The sequence below is a fragment of the bacterium genome, assembly GCA_016703265.1.
Taxonomy (GTDB): Bacteria; Krumholzibacteriota; Krumholzibacteriia; order LZORAL124-64-63; family LZORAL124-64-63; genus CAINDZ01.
In genome coordinates this window covers 420,832-445,232 of the sequence record JADJCK010000004.1, presented here as the reverse complement: position 1 = coordinate 445,232, position 24,401 = coordinate 420,832, and the positions used below count along the sequence as shown (strand labels likewise).

The window sequence follows — 24,401 nt, the reverse complement described above, 5'->3', positions numbered from 1 at the left end:
TGCGGCATGGCGTCGGCGCAACGGGGGCTGCGGGGGCCTGACTTGCGCCGACGCAAGTCACAGGCGATTCCCCCCGGCGGCGTAGCTGGGAATAGGCCCGCATACAGTATGCAGATGTGGGCGTGGTTCACTGCGAACCATGAAAATCGGCAGGTGGGTGTCCGATTTTGGCGAGTGGTCGTCCTGGGGGGGGGGGGGTGTGGGTGGGGGGGGGTGGGGGGGCGGTGCTCTGTGGCGGGGGGGGGGGGGGGGTGTTGTGTGGGGGGTGGGGGGGGCGCGTCCCCATTGATGTCGCGTAATGGAATTTGTGACAAAACCACTTGCGCCGGCGCAAGTGCCCCAGTTGCGCCGGCGCCAGCGCCCACCCTTGCCGAATCGATCCCCATGCCTCAGGATGCGCCCGATCGCGGTCGGCACCCGGCCGCCGCGCACCCGAAAGGATACCCCCGCAGATGCCCGCCCCCGCCGACCGCACCCTCCGCGGCAAGACCCTGCTCATCACGGGCGCCAGCCGCGGCATCGGGCGGGCCATTGCCGTCCGGGCGGCCCGCGACGGGGCCAACGTCGCCATCCTGGCCAAGACCACCACCGAGCACGTGAAGCTGCCGGGAACGATCCACGATGCGGCAGCTGAGATCGAGCAGGCCGGCGGACGCGCCCTGGCCTGCAAGTGCGACATCCGGGACGACGAGCAGGTGCAGGCGGCGGTCGATGCGACAACAAAGACGTTCGGCGGCATCGACATTGTCGTCAACAATGCCAGCGCCATCAGCCTGACCGGGCTGCTCGAGACGCCGATGAAGATGTACGACCGCATGTTCGACATCAACGCGCGGGGCAGTTTCCTGGTCACGCAGTGTGCCATGCCGCACCTGCTGAAGGCGTCCAATGCGCATGTGCTGAACCTGAGCCCGCCGCTGACCATGCATCCGCGGTGGTTTGCCGGGCACGCCGCCTACACCCTGGCCAAGTACGCGATGAGCGCCTGGGTGCTGGGGATGACCGAGGAGTTCCGCGACCGGGGCGTGGCCTTCAATGCACTGTGGCCGCGGACGGCCATCGACACCGCGGCGGTCCGGAACCTGCTGGGCGGCGAAAAGATGGCCAATGCCAGCCGTACGCCCGCGATCGTGGCCGACGCCGCCTGGTACGTGCTGACCCGCGAAAGTCGGGCCTGCACGGGCCATTTCTATACAGACGAAGAGGTTCTGGCCGAAGAAGGACAGACGGACCTGGAGCGTTACGCCGTGAAACCCGGCACGCCCCTGTTCACCGACTTTTTCCTGGACTGAGTCCGCCCAACCGGAGAGCCGCATGAACAAGACCAAGATCATCTGCACGATCGGCCCTGCCAGCCGCAGCCTCGAGATGCTGGAGAGGCTCATGGAAGCGGGCATGAACGTGGCCCGCCTGAACTTCTCGCACGGCACGCTGGAGGAACATGCGCAGACCATCAGGGACATCCGCGCGACGGCAGCGCGGCTGAGCCGCCAGGTGGCCGTGCTGCAGGACCTGGCGGGACCGAAGATCCGCACGGGCTTGATGGCGGGCGGCAGCGTCAACCTGGAGAACGGGCAGGCCTTCACGCTCACCAACCGCGACGTGCCGGGCGACGCGCACGAAGTGGGCCTCACCTACCACGACCTGCCGGCTGCCGTGCGCGCCGGCGACATCCTGCTGCTGGCCGACGGGCTGCTCGAGCTGGAAGTCGTGTCGACCAGTGATCGCGACATCCGTTGCCGGGTCATCGCCGGCGGGCCGCTGGGCTCGAACAAGGGCATCAACCTGCCGCAGCGCAGCATCAACGCGCCCATCCTGACCGAGAAGGACAAGCGTGACCTCGAGTTCGGACTGGCCCAGGATGTGGATTTCATCGCGCTCAGCTTCGTGCGCACGGCGCACGACGTGGCCTCGGTCAAGAAGGTGATCGTCGAGGGCGGCTACGACGTGCCGCTGATCGCCAAGATCGAGAAGTTCGAGGCGCTGGCGAACATCGACGAGATCCTGCAGGTGGCCGACGGCATCATGGTGGCGCGTGGCGACCTGGGCGTGGAGATCCCGCTGGAGACGGTACCGCGCACGCAGAAGATGCTGATCGGCAAGGCCAACGCACTGGCCAAGCCGGTGATCACCGCCACGCAGATGCTGCGTTCGATGGTCGAACATCCGCGGCCCACGCGCGCCGAGGTGACCGACGTCGCCAACGCCATCCTCGACGGCACCGACGCGGTCATGCTGTCCGAGGAAACGGCCGCGGGAGCGTTTCCCGTGCAGGCCGTGAAGGTGATGGCCCGTGTGGCCGCCGACATCGAGCCGCTGTTTGATTACGACGGCTGGAATGCACGGCTGAATGCCGCGACCAAGCTGAGCTTCGAGGCGGCCGTCGCGCACACGGCCGTGGAGATGGCCACCGACATCGGCGCCGCCGCCATCCTGACCTGCACCACCAGCGGCAGCACCACCCGGCTCGTGGCGCGATACCGTCCGCGCCAGCCGCTGCTGGCCATGACGCCCCACCCGCGCACGGCCGTGCGCCTGGCCCTGACCTTCGGCGCCGTGCCGGTGCTGATTGCCGAGTCCGACAGCGCCGAGGAGCTCGAGCGCCGCGCCATCGCCGCCGCCCTGCAGTGCGGGCACGTGAAGCCCGGGCAGCCGGTGGTCATCACGGCGGGCCTGCCGTTCAACCGCGCCGGCACGACGAACATGATCAAGGTGGCCACGGCCGAGTGGGATTAGGCAGGCTCGTCGGGCGCGCGGTCAGCGGGGGCGCGCGCCGGCAGCACGTCGGCGAAGACACGGCCGTAGATCTCCCACACCGTGACGAACAGCGCCGCCAGGATGGGGCCGACGATCAGGCCCAGCATGCCGAACATCGAGATGCCGCCGATGGTCGAGAGCAGGATCAGCAGGTCCGGCAGCTTGGTGTCCTTGCCGACCAGGCGCGGCCGCAAAACGTTGTCGATGCTGCCCACCACGCCGCCGCAGAACAGCGCCAGCACCACCCCCGCGACGGTATTCCCGCCGGCCACCAGCACGATCGACGCGGGCACCCACACCAGGCCGATGCCGATACCGGGAACCACCGACAGCGCCACCATGAGCGCGCCCCAGAATGCCGCGCTGGGCACGCCCGCCACCGCGAAGGCAAGGCCCGCCAGCGTTCCCTGCAGCAGGCCGATGACGGCCGTGCCCTTCAGCGTGGCCCGCGCCACGGAGCGGAACCGGTCCAGGAGCAGTCGCTCCTCCGCATCATCGAGCGGCAGGTAGAACAGGATGCGGTCGACCAGGCGGCCGCCCCCCTCCAGGAAGAAGTACATGGCGTAGAGCATCACCCCGAGCATGAACAGGAAGTTCAGCGTGCCGCTGGTGGCGGCCGAGAGGCTGTTGATGAGCAGGCGACTGGCGAAGTCGACCGCCTGCCCCGCGCGCAGCATGATGTCGTCCCGATAGGGCTCGATGCGTTCGTAGAACGGGAGCGCGCGCAGCCACATTTCCATCTGGTAGGGGTTGTTCAGCTTGTCCTGCACCCACGGCACGGCCGTTTCGCCCACGTTGATGGCTTCGGCCGTGACCAGGCCCAGCAGGCCGGCCAGCGGCAGCAGCACCACCAGCACCACCACCAGCAGCACGACGATGGCCGCCGCACGCCGGCGCCCACGCAGCAGTTTTGTCGTGCGCCGGTACAGCGGCTGCGCCAGCGACGCGAAGATGCCCGCAATGATCAGCGCCATCACGAACGAGCGAATCATCTTGAAGAAGAGAAACGAGATGGTAATGACAAGCGCGATCAGGAACACGCGCCCCATCAACGAGGAGCCGACGCTGCGCCGCTCGTCACCGGTGATGACCACGGGCGTTTCCGGTTTGCCGTCGTTCATCGCGTCGCCCCGTTCAACCGGCAGCTTCATCGAGGATCTTCTGCAGGTCTTCCCGCTTGACGCCCATCATCAACTGGCCGCTGGGGTAGGCAACGGCGACCACGCCCTGCTCGCAGCCGCCCAGGCAGCCGCTGCTGAAGATCTTGACGCGCGTCTCGAGCCCCTGCTCCTTCGACATCTTCTTCAGTTCCTCCCGAAGCTCGACGCCACCGCGATCGGCGCAGCACGGCTTCGGCGAGCCGTCCGGGCGCTTGTTCGTGCAGACGAAGACGGCGGCGGGGAACGGCGCGGGAAACTTCAGCATGGGGCTTCTCCTTGGCGCGGCATGGCGCGCGCGGCATGGCGCACGCGGGGGCCGGAGCGGAACGCCGCGCGCAGCAACGGCGCGGACACGGCAAGTATGTCCCCACCAATAGCATGTCCGGCAGGATTCCGCACGCGGGATCGCGCGGCCGGCGGGCCGTCGCCCTGGATACTGGTCCGGTAAAAGCAGGAACCGGGCGAACCTCCCGTGACCCTCGCCCAAGGTCACGCTCAGTCCGGCCCGGTCCCGTATCGACTCTGCAATCGACTCGTCGCCCGTCGTACCAGCAAGTGCATCGGCAGCGCCATCAAACAGGCAATGAAAGTTGCCATCAATCATGGGACGAGAATGCATACACCCGTTGTGTGTCGGGTGGCGCTGCCGATCACGCCCCAGGATCCCTGCATCCCCCACGCAACGGATTAACAGGCCATCGAGAGGCCCCGACGGGTGCAACTATTTCACATTTTTTTGGGATTTCTTTGTCCGGGCGTGCTGCCGGCAGGATCCTCAGGCGGGCGGGAGCTCCTCGAAGACGCCCTGCTGCCGGTTCTTGCGGACGTTGTCCCAGCGGAAGTGCCTGCCATTCATGGCGATATAGACGCCGGGGGGCAGGCTCAGGACGAACGCCAGGGCCCCGCCCAGGTTGAACAGGCCGTCGGAGCTGCCGAAGGCGTACGGGATCATGGCCCCGGTCAGGACCACGGTCTTGCCCGTGATCTGCTCTCCCAGAAGGCGCGCCGTCACTTCCATGGTGTCGGTGCCGTGGGTGATGACGATGCGGTCGCGCGGGCACGAACGGCACTGGGCCAGGATGACCTGCCGGTCGTCGTCGGTCATCTCGAGGCTGTCGACCATCATCAGCGTGCGCACCTCGACGTCGGCGAGGCTGCGGCCGAGCTTCAACATCTCCGCCACGTGCGTGTCCTTGAAGTACAGCGAGCCGTCGCGCTCGTTGTACTCCTTGTCGAAGGTGCCGCCGGTGACGAAGAGGCGGATGGGCTCGGTCATCTGTCGCGTTCCTTTCCCGGGAAAACCAGGCGTTTCAGGCCAGGACGATGACCGCCCGCCGGCCCTCGAGTTCCGGATGCGTCCACAGCCACAGGCGGTACGGGAAGCCGTCGTCGCGGCGCCAGGCCTGCACGACCTCGCCGCCGGCGCGCGGCCCCACGTCTTCCGGCTCGGGCATCGCGGTGATGGTCAGGTGATGGAAGGCCGTGAGGAAGTCGGCCGCCGACTGCCGCCGCAGGATGTGCACCATGTAGGCGATCATGCCGGCGTTGACCGCCCGCTCCTCCTGGTTGACCAGGATGGAGACCACGCGGTCGGTGTCCGAGCCCACGTCCGACCGCAGGCGGTCGCCCACCGCCAGCGAGCGGTCGGTGCCGGCCCCCAGCTCGGCGATGACCCGGCCGTAGGGCTTGCCCACAGGCTCGTGCAGGTCGGCGTAGATCCGGACCAGATGCGGCAGGATCTCGTGCGCCCCCAGCTGGTGGCGCGCCTCGGCGGCCGTATCGCCCGTCGTGACCACATGGCGGAAATCGCGGGCCAGTTCCGGCAGGTAGACGTCACAGCCGGGCAGGGAGGCCGGCTTGCCGGTGCCCGGATCCACGAACAGCAGCGTGCCGGCCATGTCCCAGAGCAGCAGCCCGCCCGGCACCGGCTCCGCTGAATGTGCGTTATCGACAGGCATCCCGAGTCTTTCTGTCCAGTTGGCGACCGGACCGGACTTTGCTAAGCTGCGGGCGGGGGAAGTGCAGGCCACGAGCGGGCCCGACGGGGCCCTGCCTCGGCTTGCAGCAACTATAATACCCGATCCGCCCGCAACAACCAGTTCGGGGAGGGAGAAACCATGGACAAGCCCTGGGGGCGGCGCGCCGCCCTGGTACTGGCCGCCCTGGCCATGCTGTCGGCAGCGACCGTCACGACAGCCAAGGCCGAGGAACTCGAAGGCCTGCTCGAGGACGTGACCGGGCAGTACGCCCGGGCCTACCTGGCGCCGTTCACGCATTCGTTCGGCCCCAACCTCAACGGCGGCATTTTCCACACGGCGGCCATCCCGTCGTCGCGGCTGACCATCGACTTCGGCGTCAAGGTCACGGCCACGCACCTGGCGGAGGAAGACCAGTCCTTCCAGACGGTGATGGAGGATGTCGACCTTTCCGACTACGACAACAGCTTCGCACCCGGCACGACCGGTGACATCGTCATGAGCGGCCCGACCATCTTCGGCAACGACGAGACGCCGGGCACGGTCACCGGCTACGTGAACGGCGTGCAGGTGTTCAGCCAGGACACCATCGAGGGCCTGGTCGACACGCGCTATTCGCCGATGGTGGTGCCCCAGGCCAGCGTGGGCGGCGTGGCCGGGCTGCGCGCCACGGTGCGCTGGCTGCCCGAGATGGATCTGGGCGACGTCGGCAAGACCAAGCTCTTCGGTTACGGCCTGCAGTTCAGCCCCAACGCCTTCATGCCGACGCTGCCCATCGACGTCATGGTCGGCTTCTTCAAGCAGTCGGTCGACGTGGGCACGCTGATCGAGACCGACGCCAACAGCATGTTCATCGCCGCGAGCAAGAGCTGGCCGATGGTGACCGTATACGGCGGCTACGCCAAGGAAGACTCCGAGATCGACATCGCCTACACCTACGCCGCCGAGGATACGGAGGTGGCCTTCACCGTCGACGACACGCAGGAAAGCCGCCTGACCGTCGGCGCCACGCTCAACGTGCTGGCGAAGCTGAATCTCGAAATGGGCCACGGCGACGTGACCACCTACACCGCGGGCCTGTTGTTCGGGTTCTGAGCACCGCCCGGGATGCGTCCCGGGGAAAGGAAGAGCACATGAAGACGATGACCAATGGCCTTCGCGGCCGCTGCGCGCTGACGTTGATGCTGCCGCTGCTGCTGGCAGCGGGGATGTTCCTCGGCGGCTGCGAAAGCGACGCCACCGCCCCGCAGGATCCCGCACCGCAGCTGAGCGAACAGGAGGCGGCCAGCCAGGCCGGCCTCGTGGCCATGGCCGTGGTGCAGGTCGGGCCGGAAGTGATCACATTCAACGAAGCCGGCAAGACCGTCTACTCCAAGTCGTTCATCGGCGACGTGAGCGGCACCATCTACCTGGACTTCCGGATGGGCAGCGCCGACGGCGCCTCGGCCACCTGGGTCAACGGCACCTGGGTGCGCCTGTACACGGCAGCCGGCGAGCCGCTGAACATCCCCATCGGCGAGAGCGGCTCGGCCCAGCTGGTGCTGGACATCAACGCCGCCCTCAACCGCACCCTCAACACGGCCGTGGTGGGCGGCTGCGGCAGCTTCGCCTCGCGCTCGTTCTCGGCGACGTTCTCGTTCACCGCCCTGGCCATCGCCGCGGCCGGCAACTATCCCACCGGCGGCTCGATGACCTTCAACGGCGCGGGCTTCGTTATGACGGTCACGTTCAACGGCACGAACACCGCTACGTTGGTGGTGGAGGGCCATGGTACGTGGTTCATCAACCTCGACACCGGCGCGGTGACGGCGCCGATTTAGGTTCGACGACCGGCGGCGGACTTGCGCCGGCGCAACGCGCCGCACAGAAGCAGGGAAGGGGACCCCTCCGGGGTCCCCTTCCGCATCTCCGCTGCCACGTCTCGGGCTCCAGCCCGGTTCCTTCCCATGTCCGAACCGGACCCGGTCGAATGACCGTGAGTCGCTGGTCCAGCCTGGAGCCTGCGCCCGACACGACTTTGCGCTGCCTGTGATTCAGGACAGGCGGTCGGTCCCGGGCGGGTGACCGTTGCCGTGGCTTTCCGCTAGTGCCGCTCGTTGCGCGGACGCGCCGGGCCCAAAAGGGCCCCGGCGCGGAGCCGTCGCTGCGCCATGATCCGCCCTTGCGCGCGTACGCGCAAGTTGGAATCACGCTGGCGCGTCGTTCAGCGACCGGTGCCGCCGATGATCCCCTGCAGCGTGCCGATCATGCCCTGCAGGTCGTCGGCCAGCGCTGTCATTTCACTGCTCGCGGCGGCCGACTGCTCGGCGCTCGCCGAATTGGCTTCCGTCACGTTGCCGATCTGCCCGATGGCCCCGTTGATCTGCCGCAGCCCCGTGGCCTGCTCGACCGCCGAGCGGCTCATGGCGCCCACCAGGTCGGCGGCGTTGCGAACGCGGGTGCCGATCTCGTCGAGGATCGTCGCCACGTCGCCGGCCACCTCCACGCCGTTGACCGCATTGGTGCGGGACTCGTCCAGCAGGCTGGCCGTCGAACGCGCGGCCTCGGCGCTGCGCTGCGCCAGGTTGCGCACTTCCTCGGCCACCACGGCGAAGCCGCGACCGGCGTCGCCCGCACGGGCGGCCTCGACGGCGGCATTGAGCGCCAGCAGGTTCGTCTGGAACGCGATCCCGTCGATCGTGGTGATGATCTTCGAGGTCTCGTCGGCCGACGTCTTGATGCGCCCGATGGCCGTCTCCATCCGCCCCATGGCTTCATGGGCCCGCCCGGCCGCCTCGCTCGACTCGGTGGTCCGCGCAGGGCGGCCCGCGCTCTCGGCATTGCCCGAAGTCTGCGACGACAGTTCCGCCAGCGACGCGGTGGTCTCCTCGAGCGCCGAGGCCTGGCTCGAGGTGCCGTCGCTGAGCGACTGGCTCGCCTGCGAAATCGCCTTGGCGCTCAGCGCCAGCTTGTTGCTGCCCGCCGCCAGTTCGACCATCAGGTCGGACAGCGGCGCCTTGATGATGCGGTGCAGCAGCAGCCAGGTCAGTCCCGCCAGCAGGCAGACGCCCAGCAGGCTGATGCCGCCGGAGACCAGCATCATGGTGCGCGCCGCGCGGGCCTGGCCGGCCTCGCGTTCGGCGGCGCCGGCAGCCAGGCTCTCGGCAAGGTGCCGCGCGGCCGCGTCGGCCGAAGCGGTCGAGACGCCGATCTCCATCCGCCCGACGGACGCGCCGTCGAACATGAGGTCGTGCCGGTAGGGCTTGATGGCGCCGTCGGCCTTCTTCTCGCACGAGCGCAGAACCATCGGCCCCGTAGAAGTTCACATAGGCGATGTCCGGGTCCTTCATGGCGATACCCGCCATGTTCTCCAGGGCCGTGAAATCGTAGCCTACGACGTACATCGCCGCGATGTCGGACAGCACGCCGGCCAGCGACTGCTCCTTGGCCTCCAGGCCGGCCTGCAGTCGGGCCACCTGCTCGCCTTCGAGTGTCGACAGCAGGCCGGCAGTGCCGTCGGCCTGTTCCTGGAGGCTGCGGCGTGCCTGCAGCACCGACGACGCGCTGGTGCCCGTCTGGATCAGGACGATGGCCGTCAGGATCGCGACCAGGAACTTGGCGGTCACGCCCAAGCGTTGGAACATCAGGTCACCTCTCGTTCTGGAGGCGGCGCCGCCGGTGCGACGCCGCCAAAGGTACCGTGGCGATGCCGCGACCTACTGCACGTCCGCGAACGCGCCGTACTTGATCGTCTTCAGGCAATCACGCACCGGACCGTAGTCCAGCGGGGCAACCCAGCCGTTGATGCCGGCAGCCTTGGCTGCTTCATCGACGGGCTTGAGGGCCATCAGGGAGGCGACGACCTTCTGGACCATCGCCGGATCGGCCTTCGCCGTGGCGGCCAGCGGCCACTCCGGGTACAGCGGCGTCGAATGGAGATAGGGGAACGAGTCCTTCATCTGGTTCAGGACGCGCACATCGGCCAGCTTGATCGTGCCGGCGGCCGCCATGCTCTCGAGCACGTCGCTGCGCACCGTGCCGGCGTCGGCGGCGCCGTTGATCACCGACAGCACCACGTTGTCCTGCTTCTTGCCGATCATGACCTCGGCGCAGTCCTTGTCGGGGTCGATGCCGTTCTCGACGAGAAGCCGCCAGGCCATCTGGCCGCCGCCGAACGACGAGCGCTCGGTGACCATGAACTTGCCCTTGAGGTCGGCCAGCGCCTTGATCGGGCTGGAGGCCTTGACCAGGATGACGCCGCCGAACTGCGTCATGGCCTTGCCGTCCTGCAGGTTGGCCATGGTCAGCACGGCCTTCACGCCCTGCGTCTTCTCCAGCTCCACGTAGAAGGCGGAATTGGCCAGCACCAGGTCCACCTGGCCACCGGCGATGGCGGGCTCGACAGCCTCGAACTTCAGCGGGACGATGGTCACCTTGTCGCCGATCTTCGTCGTCAGATAGGCTGCGGTCGCGCCCCACTGCTTCATGCACTCGGGAGCGCCGCGGTTCGCCAGGACGCCCAGCTTCACTTCCGCGCGGGCATCGCCCGGCAGAACGACGGCGCACAGGAGCAGGAACGTCATCACGACCAGCATCGATTTCCTCATCGCACACCTCACCGGCCACGGTTACCTTGCCCGCCACATCCCCCGGGCCCGGCAGCGCGGGTACCGCCGGTCCGAAGGCAGCATCGGCCATACGCGACGGGACTTAATTGATTTTACCTATTCCAGGCTAAGGGCGCCCGTGACAAGGGCTGCGCGTTGGCCCGAGGCGGCCGCCCTGTTTGCCAGAATGTGCGCCCGGTGCTAGTCTCGTTGCCCGCTGTCCGGGCATCGTGATTCCAGAAAGGCCGCCGTGAACCCGATCCGCCGCTTCCTTGCCGCCGCCGCCGGCGCCGCCTGCCTCCTGGCGGCCTCGACCACGCAGGCCGCCACCCCCGTCCTGCCGCCGACTGTGCCTGCCGGCGGCGGACGCCTGCTGCTGGAAGGCGGCTGGGCGGTGCCGCTGGGCGATCTCGACGACCGCTTCGATGCCACGCCGCGCAGTGCCGGCGCCCGACCCGGTTTCGAACTGGGACTGCGCTGGCGCCTGGGCCTGGACCAGGTGTGGTCGGTGGCGCCTTCTCTCCACTTCCTGGGTTACGGCGACGCGAAGGGCCTCGGCGACGACGGCGAAGACAGTCTGTCGCCGGGTTCGCTGCGCTACGGCGTGGAGTTGCTGGCGGCATCGGCGCGCGAGGGCCTGCAGCCGTTCGTCGGGCTGGAGCCGTGCATCGTCCACAGCCGCCTGAAAGGCCCGGGCAAGGACCACATCACATTGATGGACGCCTCGAGTACCGGACTGGGACTCTCGGCACGCGCCGGCGTGCGGCTCGGCGCCCACGAGATCAGCGTCGTCTACCACGTGAACCGCTTCCGCTCATATGCCTTCTTCCCCGACCTGAGCGAGAAGTCGTTCAACTGGGATACGGTCGTCCTGCGGATCGGCTGGCACCTGCCCTAGGCCGGCTGCGGCCATCCCGACAAGAGGAGCCGCCGGCCCCCGTGACGGGAGCCGGCGGTTCTGTGTTCGCCCGGTGGTCGGGACCGCCGCTAGATGCGGATCGGCTTGCCCGGCTGGCCCGGCGTCCCGGCGTCCGGCGTGTAGGAGTCGCTGGTCTCCGACCAGATGCCCTGGCGAGCCTGGGCGTCGACACCGGCCACGCGGATGCGGTGCGCGTGCCCGACCGTGGCGGCCAGCGTGTAGCTGGTCGTCGACGAGGTGGCCACCTGCGTCCACGTGCCGCCGTCGATGCTCTGCTGGATCACGTAGCTGGTGACGGGCGAGCCCGTGGTCGGGGCCGTCCAGGAGTAGGCAACATTGACGGTCGTGGTCTGGGCCGAAGCCGGCGCCGCCAGCAGGACCATCGTGACAAGGGCCAGGGCCATCGTGGCGTTGAGAATCGAGGTGCGCTTCATCTGGTGCTCTCCTGGCTTCCGCCGCCCGGGGCGGTCCGTGATACGGTTTCCGGTGTTGGTGCGGTCGCGCGTCCGGGCCCGGCGACTCCCGGAAGGTTGCATAGGCGGTGCCACCGGCTCCCGACGCGCCCCGCCCCGCCCTTGCCGGACGAAACCGGCCATCATCAAACGCAGTACGAAATCCCCCGGTTTTGGTGGTGTATCACGGGGCCGCCACCTCGACCGGGCATTCTGCGCGGCGAACCGGCGCCGGCGGCGTTGCGGCGTGCCTGAACGCACGGGCGCCTTGCCGCAGGCGGCCATGTACTCGACATTGAGGCCCACGTGTTCGACATTGGCGGCCAATGCACCGACATTGACGATCATGCAACCCAACTTCAACCGGAGCGTGCCACCGTGAACCAGGCCGTACGTGACCTGTGGCCCGAGCTGGACTGGATCCAGGACGAGGCGCTGCGCGAAGCCACCGCCCGCACCTGGGAACTGGCCCTCGAGCGCAGCCCGCTGAGTGCCCAGGACCTGCAGACCATCCCCTTCACGCTGCTGGTGCCCGGCCTGAAGGTCAGCTTCATGGCGCACAAGCGCTGCGTGGTGCATGTGGCGCGCGACGCCGCCCTGAAGATGAACGAGTTCTTCGGCGCGGACCTGCCGGTCGACCTGGACGTGACCATCGCCGGGGCCATCCTGGCGGATGTGGGGAAGCTGCTGGAATACGAAGTCAGGGACGGCAAGTCGGTGCAGAGCGAGATGGGCCGCTACGTGCGCCATCCGTTCAGCGGCGTCGGGCTGGCCATGGAGGCCGGGGTGCCGCCGCGGGTCTGCCACATCATCGCCGCGCACGCCGGCGAGGGCGACATGGTCAAGCGGACGGCTGAGGCCTATGTCGTGCACCATGCCGATTTCATGACCTTCGAGCCGTTCCGGACCCGGTAGCCGCCAAGTGCCGGCCGGGCAAGAATAGGCTTGGCGACCGTGGCTTTCTGGCTTATCTAGGAGCCGGATCAGCCGAAACCGGGCACCGGGCCGCGCGCCGGCGCGGCAAAGAGATCCGAAGACCGGGCCAACTGAAAGCCGGGGAGGAAGACCATGGCTGACAATACCGACAAGGTCGCGGGGAACGTCGACGGCCAGTTCTACGTGGACAGCAACTGCATCGACTGCGACCTGTGTCGCCAGACCGCGCCGGACAACTTCCAGCGCAACGAGGACGACGGCTACACGTTCGTCTCCAAGCAGCCCGAAAATGACGAGGAAACCCAGGCGTGCATGGACGCCATGGAGGAATGCCCGGTCGAAGCCATCGGCGACGACGGCTGACCGGCGCTTCCCCCGGCGCACGCGCCCGGTTTCGAGTCGGCGGCCCGCCCCGGTGGCGGGCCGCATCATTTTGTGGAAACTTGTGCGCGCCTGCCACGTTGAACGGGCTCTCGAAGGAACAGCGACCCGGCGCGGCGGCACCGCGCCCAACCCCCTGCTGAGGCGCCCGGCACCGGCCGGCCGCATTGAGGAGACCCGATGTCCACCCTGAAGAAGAACCCCCTGGCCGCGCTCGCCCTGCTGGCGATCGGGCTGGCCGTGGGCCTGACCCTGCAGGGCGTGCCGGGCGGTTCGACCGCCACCGCCGCCCCTGAGCTGATTGCCGCCCAGGCTGCCGCCGCGACCGCCGCCCCGGCCGGCGAGCTGCGCTCGTACGCCGACGTGGCCGCCCTCACCATGCCCGCGGTGGTCAACATCGCCACCGACAAGCCGGCCGACGCCGGCTTCCAGCACCCGTTCATGGACGACCCCACGTTCCGGCGCTTCTTCAACATGCCGGACGACGAGAACCACGGCGGCCAGGAGCGCGTCGAGCGCTCGATGGGCTCGGGCATCGTCATCTCTTCCGACGGCTACATCCTGACCAACAACCACGTGGTGGAGAACGCCACCAAGATCAAGGTCACCTTCGAGGGCGACCGCGAGTACGAAGCCAAGGTCATCGGCACCGACCCGCCCACCGACGTAGCGCTGCTGAAGATCGACGCGCACGGCCTGCCCGTGATCGAGGCGGCCGACAGTTCCAAGCTGCGCATCGGCGACCAGGTGATGGCCATCGGCAACCCGTTCGGCGTGGGCCAGACCATCACCATGGGCATCGTCAGCGCGATGGGCCGCAACATCGGCCTGACCGACTACGCCGACTTCATCCAGACCGACGCCTCCATCAACCCGGGCAACTCGGGCGGCGCGCTGGTCAACATGGCGGGCAAGCTGGTCGGCATGAACTCGGCCATCCTCAGCCGCAGCGGCGGCAGCATGGGCATCGGCTTCGCGATCCCGGCCGGCATGGCGATGAAGGTCGTGGGCTCGCTGAAGAGCGACGGCGAGGTCAAGCGCGCCTACCTGGGCGTGCTGCCGCAGGCCGTGGACCAGTCGATGGCCGATTACTACGGCATGGAGAGGCCGCGCGGCGTGCTCGTGGCCCAGGTGAACGACGACACGCCGGCCGCGGCCGCGGGCCTGAAGGAAGGCGACATCATCCTGTCGGTGGACGGCCGCCCCATCAACACGCCCAACGCGCTGCGCAACCTGATCAGCCTCTCGGATGTCGGGCACAGCGCCAACGTGCACCTGCTGCGCGACGGCAAGGAACGCGACATCGCGGTGAAACTGGGCCGGCTGCCGGAAACCGCGGTCGCGACCAACGCGCCCGCTCGTCCGGACAATGTCGAGGAAACCACGCTGGCCGGCGTCTCGGTGCGGCCGCTGAACGACCGCGTGCGGCAGATGGCGGGACTGGACCCCGACGTGAAGGGCCTCCTGGTCGCGTCCGTCAAGGCGACCAGCAACGCCGCCGCCGAGGGGCTGGCCGAGGGCGACATCATCGTCGAGGTCAACCGCATGCCGGTCACCTCGATGGACGAGCTCCAGACCGCCCTCGCGCGCACGCCCGACCGGCCGGTGTTCATGCGGGTGTACAAGCCGCAGGCGAGGCAGAGCGTCTTCCTGGCGGTGCCGCGCTAGCGCGGGCTGTCCAACGAAAGGCCCCGGTGGTCGTCTCCCTGGGGCCGCGGGCCCGTGCCGATGGCGGCGCGGGCCCGCACTTTTTTATGCGCCGATGGGCGTCAGCGGAGACTCCGCGCTCGAGCGGCACAGTGCGTCTGTATACTGAGTACCAATAAATAATCGACATATTTCACTGGTGATCAAACAAAATTTACGCTATATTATCGCCATCGACGATTTCTCGCCGTCCTCCCCGGAAAGCGAGCCCCATATGGCCACGTTGACCCTTCCCGAATTCGCCACCGGCCTGCCCGCCGCCCAGGTCGATGCCTCGTTGCGGGAGGCCCTGGGCGCCTGCGACCGGGCCCGCGAATGTGCCGTGCTCTGGTTCGCCGAGGTCTCGCGACGCGGGCTGTACCGGCAGCTCGGACACGCCAGCCTGCAACTCTACGCCACCCGGGAGCTGGGCTTCAGCGACAACCGCTTCTACCAGTTCAAGCGCCTGGCCGATGACCTGGAGCGGTTGCCGGCCCTGCGCGGGGCCGTCGAGACCGGCGAGATCGGCTGGACCAAGGCCCTGCAGGTGGCACGCGTGGCGACGGAAGCGACGCAGGCCGCGTGGGTCGCGAAGGCGGCGACGACGGGGCGGCGGGAGTTGGAGCGGCAGGTGCGGCAGGCGCGGAAGCGGCGGGCAGTTGCGCCGGCGCAACTGGCGTTCGACACGGCCGGGGTGCCGTCGGGCGTCGCTGATGCCGCGCCTTTGGACGCCGAGCCGCCCACCACGATCAGCCTGCGGGCCGACGGCGTCCGGCTGGCGCGGCTCGAAGCGCTGGTCGAGAAGGCGCACAAGCTGGGCCTGGCGCCGGCCGGCGCCGACCGGCTGGACCTGATGCTGGCTGCGCTGGAATCCCTGGTGTCAGGCGCCGGCGGCGAAGGTGCACGTGCGGCCGGCCCCACCGCGCAGATCATCATCCAGCAATGTCCCGATTGCGAGCGCGCCGCGGTCACGACCAGCCGCGGCGAGAAGCGGGTTGCGCCGGCGCAACTCGCGGCGCTACGTGAGGCGGCCCGGCGGGCCGAACCGCGCGACCATCCCGCCCTCGGTGCGCGCTGCCGTGCTCGCGCGCGACCGGCACCGTTGCTCGTCGCCTGGTTGTCGATCGACGCACTTTCTCGAGGTTCATCATGTGACGCCGCGCGGGCAGGGCGGATCGAATCGGGCGGAGAACCTGGTCACGTTGTGCAGTCGGTGTCATGGGTTCGTGCATGAGAGAGGCGGGGCCGCCGTGCAGGTGCTGGCAGTTGCGCCGGCGCAAGTCGACGCGGGCTGAGGTATGGCGCTGCGTTCCATCACCAACTGACGCGCTCCGGTGTCTTGACGCCAGCCACGTGCCCGGCGATCCACGGGCAGGCACATTCCTTTCAGAAGGCTCCGATTCCGCCCGGGCGAGTGCGGCGTTGCAACAGGCAACCTCATGCCCGATTGCGCCCATTGGTGTGCGACGGAGGATACACGCGTGCAAGATCAAGACCGTCAACCGCCCACGACAGAGAGCTCCTTGGATGTCACCGCGGACGACCTGTTCCGGCGGATAGCCGATATCATCAACGCTGCCCGTGGCAGCGTGGCGCGGGTGGTGAACTCGGCCATGGTCCAGGCTTATTGGGAGATCGGACGGCAGATCGTCGAGGTCGAGCAGCAGGGGGATCAACGTGCAGGTTACGGGGAGCAGGCATTGGCGGGGCTCTCGGAGCGCCTGACCCGGTGTTTCGGCAGTGGCTTCAGTTTGCCGCTTCTCAGACGGATGCGGCAGTTCTATCAAGTCTACCCTGCTACCGCGCATCAAGCACCGGACGCAGTCGATATTGATACTCAACAAATTGGTGCCGCACTGCGGAGCGAATTGCCGTCCGCGGCACAACCACAATTCCGCCAGGAACTTGGCTGGACCCACTACCGCTTGTTGATGACCGTTGCCAGCTCCGCCACCCGCTCATTCTACGAAACCGAAGCGGCCCGCGAAGGCTGGTCTTGCCGTGAACTCGAGCGCCTGATCGCTTCCCACCTTCACGATCGCCTGGCCGCCAGCCGCGACAAGGATGTTGTCCTCGCGCTCGCCCACCAGGGCCAGGAAGTCATCGCGCCACGGGACGTCGTGAAGGATCCGCTCGTCCTGGAATTCCTCGGCCTTCAGGAGCGCCCTCATTGGCGTGAGCGCGACCTCGAGCAGGCCATCATCGACCATCTTCAGGAGTCCATGCTCGAGCTCGGCAAAGGGTGCAGCTTCGTCGCGCGGCAGAAGCGCATCACCCTCGACGGCGATCACTTCTTCGTCGATCTCGTGCTCTACAACCGACTGCTGCGCTGCTTCGTGTTGATCGACCTGAAGCTCGGGAAGCTGACCCACCGTGACCTCGGCCAGTTGCAGATGCAAATGGCGAATGTATGTGAACTGGTACGACCGCACCCAGCGCGAAGCCCACGAGGAACCGACCGTCGGCATCGCGCTGTGCTCGCGCAGGAACGATGCCGTGGTGCGCATGACGCTGCCCGAGGGAGAGAAACGGATCGTCGCGGCGCGGTACGAGGTGTTGTTGCCGAGTGCGAAGGAACTCGAAGCAGCGGTCAAAGAAGGCCGGCACGCGGCCGAGCGGCAACACCCGCCCGGACGCGAACCGGCCCCTTGACCAAACCCTCACGGCTTCGCGATCGCCGCCACCGTCTCGGCCAGCAGCGCGTTGAACCCGGCGGGGTTCTCGCGCATGAGGAAGTGCCCGCACTTGGGCAGCACGCGCAGTTCGTAGCGCGGCACCAGCGCCTTCATGGGCGCGGCCTGGGTCGGCTGCAGGTCGGCGCTGACGCACATCAGGGGCACCTTGAGTTCGGCCAGGCGCACCGTGGCGCGGTCCGAGAACCAGCGCAGCAGTTCGCGGATTGCGCTCATACCCACGGCGGGCGGTGCCGAGGCCATATCCGCGGCAATGCCCGCCGCCAGCGCGCTGTCGGCGCCGGCCGGGAACATGCGCAGCACCCAGTTGGTGACGCTGGGCTTGAAGTCCGCCTCGAACGGGGCCAGGAAGGTGTCGACGGCCTGCTGCGGCAGCTTCAGGTTCACGTTCTGGAAGTTGTCGATGCCGACCAGGCCGGCCACGCGGTCGGGCGCCGCCAGTGCGGCCTCGACGACGACCGGGCCGCCCATCGAGTGCCCTACCAGCACCGCCCCCTTCAGGTCGAGCTGCTGCAGCACGGCGGCCACGTCGCCGCCGAACGACTCCATCGTGTAGGCCTTGCGCTCCTGGCCCGAGGCGCCGTGCCCGGCCAGGTCGATCACCACCACGCGGTGCGTGGCGGCGAAGTGCTTCACCTGCTCGTTCCAGTAGGTGCCGTCGCAGCTCCAGCCGTGGACGAAGACCAGTGCGGGAGCCCCCTCGCCCTGGTCGGTGAAGTGGATGGCGACGCCATCGGGCGCGGTGGCCGTGCCGGTGGAGGCGAACGCCGCGGGGGTGGCGGCCAGTGCGGCAACTGCGGTCAACAGCAACAACATGGCGCGCGCACTGAGTCGGGTCTGCAGTGACATCTCGAAGTCCTTCCAGGCTCGGGACCGGGTTGGGTTTGCCGGAAATGGTGCACGCTGCCGCACCGCAGGACAAGGAGATGCAACGAGACGAGGGCGGGATTGTTACAAGATAATCACCACCTTCCGTGTTGTGTTTGGTGTCCGGCTCTGTCATGATCACGCCTGGCACGACGGTGGCGATCGATCCCTGCTCACGCCGCCGCCGCCGGCCCGGGCCCCGCACCAGCGGAGCTGCAACCCCCACCCTCCAGGAGAGAACATGTCCCGACCCCGTTTCTCGTTCCTGGCGCTGGCAGCCCTGCTGCTGACGCTGTGCGCCGGACTCGCCTTCGGCGCGGAGGATACATCACCGCGGCAGTTCACCCCCGTCCAGTTCGGTTTCACGACCGACGCCGAAGAGACCCTTCCCTACATGCCCGACCGGCTGCTCGTGCAGATCCGCGAGGGCAGCATGGCCAAGTCGCTTCTGGGTATCTCGCTGGAGAAGGGCGCGCGCGCGCCGCAGGCCCAGACCGGCCTGGCGCCGCTCGACGAACTGGCGCAGGACGCCGGCATCGTCAGCATCGAGCGCCCCTACATCCGCCTGCAGAACGCCGACAAGGCCGCCTCTTCGGGCATGGACCGCTGGTTCATGTTCAGCTTCGAGGAAGTCGAGAACCTGCCGGCTCTGGCCGACGAGTTCGCCGCGCTGGAAGACGTGCAGGAAGTGTCGCTGGACTGGCGCGCCTACCCGATGGTGACGCCCAGCGACCCGTACTACACCGCCAACTGGGGCCACAACAACACCGCCCAGCTGCCCGGCCTGGACTGGGGCGGCACCTACGACCACACCCTGGCGACGACCGTCGGCACCGTGGGCTTCGACGCCAACGCGCCGCAGGCCTGGGATGCCTCGCAGGCCTTCGGCTCGGCGAGCATCGTGATCGCCATCATCGACAGCGGCGTCGACATGGAGCACACCGACATCCGCAAGGTGACCGGTTACGACTTCGGCGACAACGACACCAACCCCGACGACAACGCCACGGGCGCCGGCCACGGCACCTGCTGCGCGGGCGTGGCTGCGGCCATGAACAACGGCGTGGGTGCGGTGGGCGTGGCTGCAGGCTGCAGCATCATGCCGCTGAAGGTCGCCAACAGCGCCGGCTCGATGTTCTTCAGCGCCATCCAGAATGCGCTGTACTATGCGGCCGACAACGGGGCCGACATCATCAGCATGAGCCTGGGCGCGGCCATCTCGACCGACGCCGCCACGAACACTGCCATCCAGTATGCGTACAACGCGGGTTGCACCATCCTGGCGGCGACCGGCAACGAGAACAAGACGGTCATCAGCTACCCGGCCATCAACACCTACGTGATCGGCGTCGGTGCGGCTTCGCCGTGCGGCGACCGCAAGCGCAGCTCGAGCCTGTCGACCGAGGTCAACACGGGCGTCAGCACCGACCCCCGCGGCTACACCTGCGACGGTGAGCGCTGGTGGGGATCGAGCTACGGCGTGACGACGAAGGACGCCGCCGGCGCCGTGGACATCCTCGGCCCGACGATCCTGCCGACCTGCGACATCGTGGGCACGGGCGGCTATCGCAGCGGCGACATCGAGCCGTTCTTCAACGGCACCAGCTGCGCCACGCCGTACGTGGCGGGCGTGGCGGCGCTGATCAAGTCGGCCAACCCCTCGTACACGCCGGCGCAGGTGCGCGCGGCGCTGGTCAACAGCGCCCGTGACGTGACCAACGCCGAGTCGGGCACGGGCTGGGATCGCTATGCTGGCTACGGCCTGGTCGACGCGCAGGCGGCCGTGGGCGGCACGGGCCCGGTGGCTCCGGTCGCTTCGTTCACCGGCACGCCCGTCAGCGGCAACGCGCCGCTCAACGTGGTCTTCACCGACGCCTCGACCGGCTCGCCGACGAGCTGGAGCTGGACGTTCGGTGACGGTGGCACCTCCACCGCGCAGAACCCCAGCCACACCTACACCGCCGGCGGCACCTACACGGTGGCCCTGACGGTGAGCAACACGGCGGGCTCCAACACCCAGACGCGCACCGGCTACATCACGGTGACGACGGGTTCGGCGCCGACGGCGAACTTCACCGGCACGCCCACCACGGGCGCCGCGCCGCTGGCGGTCGTCTTCACGAACACCTCCACCGGCTCGCCGACGAGCTGGAGCTGGACGTTCGGTGACGGCGGCACCTCCACGGCGCAGAGCCCGAGCCACACGTACGCCGCCACCGGCACCTACACGGTGTCGATGACGGCCACGAACGCGTTCGGCTCCAACACGCTGACGCGCACGGGCTACATCACGGTGACGGCCTCGACCGGCACCTGGCAGACGATCACGTACGACACGTTCGAGTCGAGCATGGGCACCTGGACCGACGGCGGCGCCGACATGTCCCGCTACACGGGCACGACCTACTCCCACGCCGGGCGCGGCTCGGCCGACATCCAGGACAACGGCGGCGCGGCCTCGTCGTTCTACCACACGCTGGGCTACAACGTGTCGGCTTACGTCGACCTGAAGGTGGACTTCTACTTCCGCTCGGTGAGCATGGAGACCGGCGAGGACTTCTACGTCGAGTACTTCAACGGTTCGGCGTGGGTGACCGTGGCGCGGCTGGTTGCCGGCACGAACTTCACCAACACCGGCTTCTACCACTCGACGCTGAGCATCCCGAAAACCACGTTCGCCTACCCGACGAACGCGAAGCTGCGCTTCCGCTGCGACGCGAGCGACAACTCGGACGACATCTACATCGACGAGATCCGCTTCAGCGGCCTGACCGCCAGCGGACTCGAGGCCGGCCGCGAGGCCGGGCTGCCCGCCAACCTGGTGGCGCTCGACCAGAACCAGCCGAACCCGTTCAACCCGGTCACGCAGATCAAGTTCAGCCTGCCGCGCGAGAGTGCCGTCACCCTGACGGTGTACAACGTGCGCGGCGAGGCCGTGGCGAAGCTGGCCGACGGCACCATGTCCGCCGGCGAGCACGCCATCACCTGGGATGCGACCGACCACGCGAGCGGCGTCTACTTCTACCGCCTGGAGGGCCCCGGCTTCTCCGAGACGCGGAAGATGACGATGGTCAAGTAACCGAAGTGGTTTGACGAATTGGGAGGAGAACTCCCGGGGAGCCCCGGCCGGAGACGGCCGGGGCTTCGCTTTGGATAAGTCAGCGCGATGCGTCCTGCTTGCCGGCAGTCTCCAGCGATCCCTTCATCAGCGGCAGCACCCGCCCCCACGCGTTGTCGAAGTAGGCGTAGGTGATGTCCCAGTCGGGGCCCTGGCCGAAGCCCAGGTGCGTCAGGCGCACGCGCGTGGTGGCGGGCGTCAGCGCCTCGGTCTCGACGACGACCCAGGTGCGCCGTTCGCGGGTGGCCTGGTCGGGCGGCGCGTTCCAGGTGAAGCTGACCATGCGGTCGGGGATGTAGCTGAGCACCTGGCAGCCGTTGCTGCCGATCTTCCCGTCGAACAGCCACTCGTAGCGGCCGCCGATCTCGAGGTCGAGGTTGGCGCGGCCGCTCGGGTCCATCAGCTGCTGCCAGGCCGCGGCGTCGGTCCACAGGGCGTAGGCGCGGGCGGCCGGCACGGCGATCTCGATCTCCTTCGTGAACGAGCGCAGTTGCGGGCCGCGCGCATCGAAGAGCGTCGGGTCGATGGGCAGGGCGGCTGCCGTCGCATTCACGACCATCAGGCCGGACAGCGCCACGGCCAGGCAGAAGACTCTGGTTGCGACGCGAAGGGTCAACGGGCGCATCGGAACTTCCTTTCCCCGGAAGCGGTTGAACTCAGTTTCCCCGGCGCGACTGTTCGCCGCGATTCTTCAGGATCAGGTAGATCTGCCGGAACGCGGCCGCCAGCCCCCACAACATGCCGGCCAGCGACGGCCACGGCTTGCCGCCCAACACGCGCTCGGCGCCCAGGCCGAGCAGGTAGCCGATGGCCGGCCCCGCCAGGAGCATCATCGGGATGATGGTGTAGGCGCCGATGTCGCGCGCACGGCGGCCCGCCTCCTCGTTCGCCGGCACGTTCGGGAGCTTGAAGCCGACGGGACCGCCCCCGCGCTCGCGCTGGTCGCGGCGCAGGCGACGGCGCAGGTCCTCGACGCGGGCCGGATCGGGCGCCTCGGGAAGTTCGCGACGCGCAGGCGGCGGCGACGCGTTGTCATGGCGTTCGTCGTCAGTCATGGTCATGTCTTTCGGCTTCGTCCACGTAGGCCGGCCCGGTCTGCAGCCGCGGGTCGTCCACCGGCCCGCCCACCGTGAAATGGTAGAGGCTTTGCCAACTGGGGTCCACCAGTCCGATGGCCCGGTGCACCTCGTCGTCGAAGAAGCAGCCGATGCCGGTGCCGCGCAGGCCGGCCGCCTCGGCCTCCAGGTAGAGCAGCTGGCCCACGGCGCCCGTCTCCTGGAACAGGCGCGGCCAGGCCCAGGGGCCGCGCTGCGTGAGCGCCGCATCGAACCGCGCCAGCAGGCCCGCGCTGAAAGCCCCGTCGGCGGCGATCTCCTGCCCGCAGCTGACCTGGCGCGCCGCTTCGCGCAGGTCGCCCGTGCCCAGGTGGAACAACGGCAGGCTGTCCGGGCAGCCGGGCGGGCGCTTCCAGGTGAAGTCGGCGCGCAGCGCCGCGCGCAGAACCGGTTCGTGATCGGGCGCGCGGCAGAGCAGGTAGAGTCCGGGCGCCACCTCGTCGACGCGGTGCACGAGCAGCAGCACCGAGACGTCGATGTCCGGCCCGGTCGCACGCTGCACCGGGTCTTCGGGCGCGGGCATCAGCGCGGCCAGCAGGCGGAAGAACGCGGGCGCCGACAGGGTGGTACGGCCGTCCATGGCCACGGCGCTGCGGCGGGCGCGGATGAGGGTCGAGGCGTCGAGGGTGCGGTCGGGGGTGGTGACTGTGGCCGTCATCGCGCCACCAGCACTTGCGCCGGCGCGAGTCGGCGCCGACCACACGGCTTCGGCCGGCGCCTCCACCGCCTGCACCATCGCCGCGATGACCGGCCACGGATGGTGGCTCTCGCTGAGCCGGTTCGCCGTGCCCAGCCATCGCGCGGGCAGCGGCGGTTTCACGCGCAGGCTGCCGCCGGGCCACGGGCCGGGGACCACGGCGAGCAGCGCGTCGGCGTGCTCGAACTCGTGCTCGTCGCGGGTGTCGAGTCCCAGCAGGGCGGCCAGTTCGCCGGTGCCGACACCTTCGAGGCGTCGCGCCGTCCAGCCCAGGCGCGCCGCGGCCAGGCCCACGCAGGCCAGCGCGTGGCCGGCGTCGTGCTGGCAGTAGCGGAAGGCGCGCTCACCGTACTTCCAGGCCTCGCGCCACGGGATCGAGGTGAGCGCGAACAGGAACGAGCCGGCGGGCAGCCCGGCGGTCGCAGGATCGAAGCGTTCGCCGGGGCCATCCCCCCACACGCCGCGCAACTCCAGGGCGTGGCGATCGGGCGCGTAGTGGTGCACGCCGTCGGCTTCGATGAGCCAGCCTTCGGTCGGGTGCAGGTTGCCGCTCGAGGGATTCACGCGCAGCGCCCAGCGCGAGGCAACCTCGCCGCCGGGGCCGCGCACCTGCTTCCAGGCCGACAGGGCCAGGCTGTGAAAGAGGAAATCGCCGAGTGAGGCAGACGTCACTTCCACGGGCGCGCCTGCCGCGCCGGCGCGCACCGCATCCCAGGTGGGGACGGCCGCCGCCACGCCGGCCGGCGGCAGCAACCGCACCGGCGCCCCCGCGAACCGGCGGAACGGGTCGGGCTGGTTGGCCCAGTCCAGCCAGCCCAGCGAGCGGGCATAGCGGTGGGGATGGTGCTTCGTCGCCTCGTGGTACTGGCGGACCGTGTCCCGGGCGGTGGTCATGGCGGGGTGCTTCCTGTCGTTTCCGGTCGCTACCGGTCGTTTCCGGCGGTTGCGGGCCAACCTCTGCCGTTCGGGCGGATCCCCGGCCGGCGGACCGACCGCCGTTGATAACGTGATCCATTCGCAAGAATTTGAGTAAAACAGCCGGATTTCCGGTCGATCCA

21 protein-coding genes and 1 pseudogene are annotated in these 24,401 nt (G+C 68.6%); 11 read left to right on the top strand and 11 right to left on the bottom strand.

Annotation, left to right across the window (positions count from 1 at the left end):
- Positions 1 to 452: 452 nt before the first annotated feature.
- Entirely contained in the window at positions 453 to 1,292 is an 840-nt protein-coding gene (locus tag IPG61_09285) for an NAD(P)-dependent oxidoreductase (GenBank protein ID MBK6734270.1), read from the top strand.
- Between the two features lie 22 nt (positions 1,293 to 1,314).
- On the top strand, positions 1,315 to 2,736 hold the full coding sequence (gene pyk / locus IPG61_09280) for a pyruvate kinase (GenBank protein MBK6734269.1): 1,422 nt from the start codon (positions 1,315 to 1,317) through the stop codon (positions 2,734 to 2,736).
- Here the strand turns inward: pyk and IPG61_09275 are convergent.
- From IPG61_09275 to IPG61_09260, 4 genes are all read right to left on the bottom strand, one after another.
- Positions 2,733 to 3,806: an AI-2E family transporter gene (locus IPG61_09275; GenBank protein ID MBK6734268.1), complete on the bottom strand. Its 1,074-nt coding sequence runs from the start codon at positions 3,804 to 3,806 to the stop codon at positions 2,733 to 2,735. The two genes, pyk and IPG61_09275, sit on opposite strands and share 4 nt — an antisense overlap.
- 85 nt (positions 3,807 to 3,891) lie before the next feature.
- The gene (locus IPG61_09270) at positions 3,892 to 4,182 is read right to left on the bottom strand and encodes a (2Fe-2S) ferredoxin domain-containing protein (protein MBK6734267.1); all 291 of its coding nucleotides are present in this window, start codon (positions 4,180 to 4,182) and stop codon (positions 3,892 to 3,894) included.
- A gap of 510 nt (positions 4,183 to 4,692) precedes the next feature.
- Positions 4,693 to 5,193 carry an asparaginase gene (locus IPG61_09265; protein ID MBK6734266.1) on the bottom strand — a complete coding sequence of 167 codons (501 nt, stop codon included), beginning with the start codon at positions 5,191 to 5,193 and terminating at the stop codon, positions 4,693 to 4,695.
- Positions 5,194 to 5,227: 34 nt separating this feature from the next.
- Positions 5,228 to 5,875, bottom strand: a complete 648-nt coding sequence (locus tag IPG61_09260) for an HAD family hydrolase (protein MBK6734265.1) — start codon at positions 5,873 to 5,875, stop codon at positions 5,228 to 5,230.
- Between the two features lie 159 nt (positions 5,876 to 6,034).
- Between IPG61_09260 and IPG61_09255 the strand changes: the two genes are divergently transcribed.
- Both IPG61_09255 and IPG61_09250 read left to right on the top strand, forming a co-directional pair.
- Positions 6,035 to 6,988 carry a hypothetical protein gene (locus tag IPG61_09255; protein ID MBK6734264.1) on the top strand — a complete coding sequence of 318 codons (954 nt, stop codon included), beginning with the start codon at positions 6,035 to 6,037 and terminating at the stop codon, positions 6,986 to 6,988.
- A gap of 38 nt (positions 6,989 to 7,026) precedes the next feature.
- Entirely contained in the window at positions 7,027 to 7,713 is a 687-nt protein-coding gene (locus tag IPG61_09250) for a hypothetical protein (GenBank protein MBK6734263.1), read from the top strand.
- 383 nt (positions 7,714 to 8,096) lie between these two features.
- Here the strand turns inward: IPG61_09250 and IPG61_09245 are convergent, their stop codons facing one another.
- Positions 8,097 to 9,179 (bottom strand): hypothetical protein, encoded by a 1,083-nt coding sequence (locus tag IPG61_09245; protein MBK6734262.1) that lies wholly within the window; start codon positions 9,177 to 9,179, stop codon positions 8,097 to 8,099.
- 409 nt (positions 9,180 to 9,588) lie between these two features.
- Complete coding sequence (locus tag IPG61_09240) at positions 9,589 to 10,479, bottom strand: phosphate/phosphite/phosphonate ABC transporter substrate-binding protein (protein ID MBK6734261.1); 891 nt, start codon at positions 10,477 to 10,479, stop codon at positions 9,589 to 9,591.
- Between the two features lie 250 nt (positions 10,480 to 10,729).
- On the opposite strand from IPG61_09240, the gene IPG61_09235 reads away from it, so the two are divergent.
- A complete protein-coding gene (locus tag IPG61_09235; protein MBK6734260.1) occupies positions 10,730 to 11,377 on the top strand; it encodes a hypothetical protein in 648 nt (215 codons plus the stop codon).
- 89 nt (positions 11,378 to 11,466) lie between these two features.
- Here IPG61_09235 and IPG61_09230 read toward each other — a convergent pair whose 3' ends face one another.
- Positions 11,467 to 11,832 carry a hypothetical protein gene (locus IPG61_09230; GenBank protein MBK6734259.1) on the bottom strand — a complete coding sequence of 122 codons (366 nt, stop codon included), beginning with the start codon at positions 11,830 to 11,832 and terminating at the stop codon, positions 11,467 to 11,469.
- 396 nt (positions 11,833 to 12,228) lie between these two features.
- Here IPG61_09230 and IPG61_09225 point away from each other — a divergent pair, with 396 nt between their 5' ends.
- The 5 genes and pseudogenes from IPG61_09225 to IPG61_09205 all read left to right on the top strand — a co-directional run bounded on the left by IPG61_09225 (position 12,229) and on the right by IPG61_09205 (position 17,505).
- Positions 12,229 to 12,765, top strand: a complete 537-nt coding sequence (locus IPG61_09225) for a phosphohydrolase (GenBank protein MBK6734258.1) — start codon at positions 12,229 to 12,231, stop codon at positions 12,763 to 12,765.
- 153 nt (positions 12,766 to 12,918) lie between these two features.
- A complete protein-coding gene (locus IPG61_09220; protein MBK6734257.1) occupies positions 12,919 to 13,149 on the top strand; it encodes a ferredoxin in 231 nt (76 codons plus the stop codon).
- Positions 13,150 to 13,347: 198 nt separating this feature from the next.
- Positions 13,348 to 14,835: a DegQ family serine endoprotease gene (locus tag IPG61_09215; GenBank protein ID MBK6734256.1), complete on the top strand. Its 1,488-nt coding sequence runs from the start codon at positions 13,348 to 13,350 to the stop codon at positions 14,833 to 14,835.
- Between the two features lie 1,097 nt (positions 14,836 to 15,932).
- Complete coding sequence (locus IPG61_09210) at positions 15,933 to 16,148, top strand: HNH endonuclease (GenBank protein ID MBK6734255.1); 216 nt, start codon at positions 15,933 to 15,935, stop codon at positions 16,146 to 16,148.
- A gap of 144 nt (positions 16,149 to 16,292) precedes the next feature.
- A pseudogene (locus IPG61_09205) lies at positions 16,293 to 17,505 on the top strand (DUF1016 family protein).
- 8 nt (positions 17,506 to 17,513) lie between these two features.
- On the opposite strand, the gene IPG61_09200 reads toward IPG61_09205, so the two are convergent.
- Entirely contained in the window at positions 17,514 to 18,395 is an 882-nt protein-coding gene (locus IPG61_09200; protein ID MBK6734254.1) for an alpha/beta hydrolase, read from the bottom strand.
- A gap of 259 nt (positions 18,396 to 18,654) precedes the next feature.
- Between IPG61_09200 and IPG61_09195 the strand changes: the two genes are divergently transcribed.
- Positions 18,655 to 21,492 carry a S8 family serine peptidase gene (locus IPG61_09195; protein ID MBK6734253.1) on the top strand — a complete coding sequence of 946 codons (2,838 nt, stop codon included), beginning with the start codon at positions 18,655 to 18,657 and terminating at the stop codon, positions 21,490 to 21,492.
- A gap of 79 nt (positions 21,493 to 21,571) precedes the next feature.
- On the opposite strand, the gene IPG61_09190 is transcribed toward IPG61_09195, so the two are convergent.
- From IPG61_09190 to IPG61_09180, 3 genes are read right to left on the bottom strand one after another with little or no spacing between them, the layout of a single operon-like run.
- Positions 21,572 to 22,156: an SRPBCC domain-containing protein gene (locus tag IPG61_09190; protein ID MBK6734252.1), complete on the bottom strand. Its 585-nt coding sequence runs from the start codon at positions 22,154 to 22,156 to the stop codon at positions 21,572 to 21,574.
- A 31-nt stretch (positions 22,157 to 22,187) separates the two neighbouring features.
- Complete coding sequence (locus IPG61_09185; protein MBK6734251.1) at positions 22,188 to 22,592, bottom strand: AtpZ/AtpI family protein; 405 nt, start codon at positions 22,590 to 22,592, stop codon at positions 22,188 to 22,190.
- Positions 22,579 to 24,237 (bottom strand): SagB/ThcOx family dehydrogenase, encoded by a 1,659-nt coding sequence (locus IPG61_09180; protein ID MBK6734250.1) that lies wholly within the window; start codon positions 24,235 to 24,237, stop codon positions 22,579 to 22,581. Before IPG61_09180 ends, IPG61_09185 begins: the two co-directional genes overlap by 14 nt.
- Positions 24,238 to 24,401 lie beyond the last annotated feature (164 nt).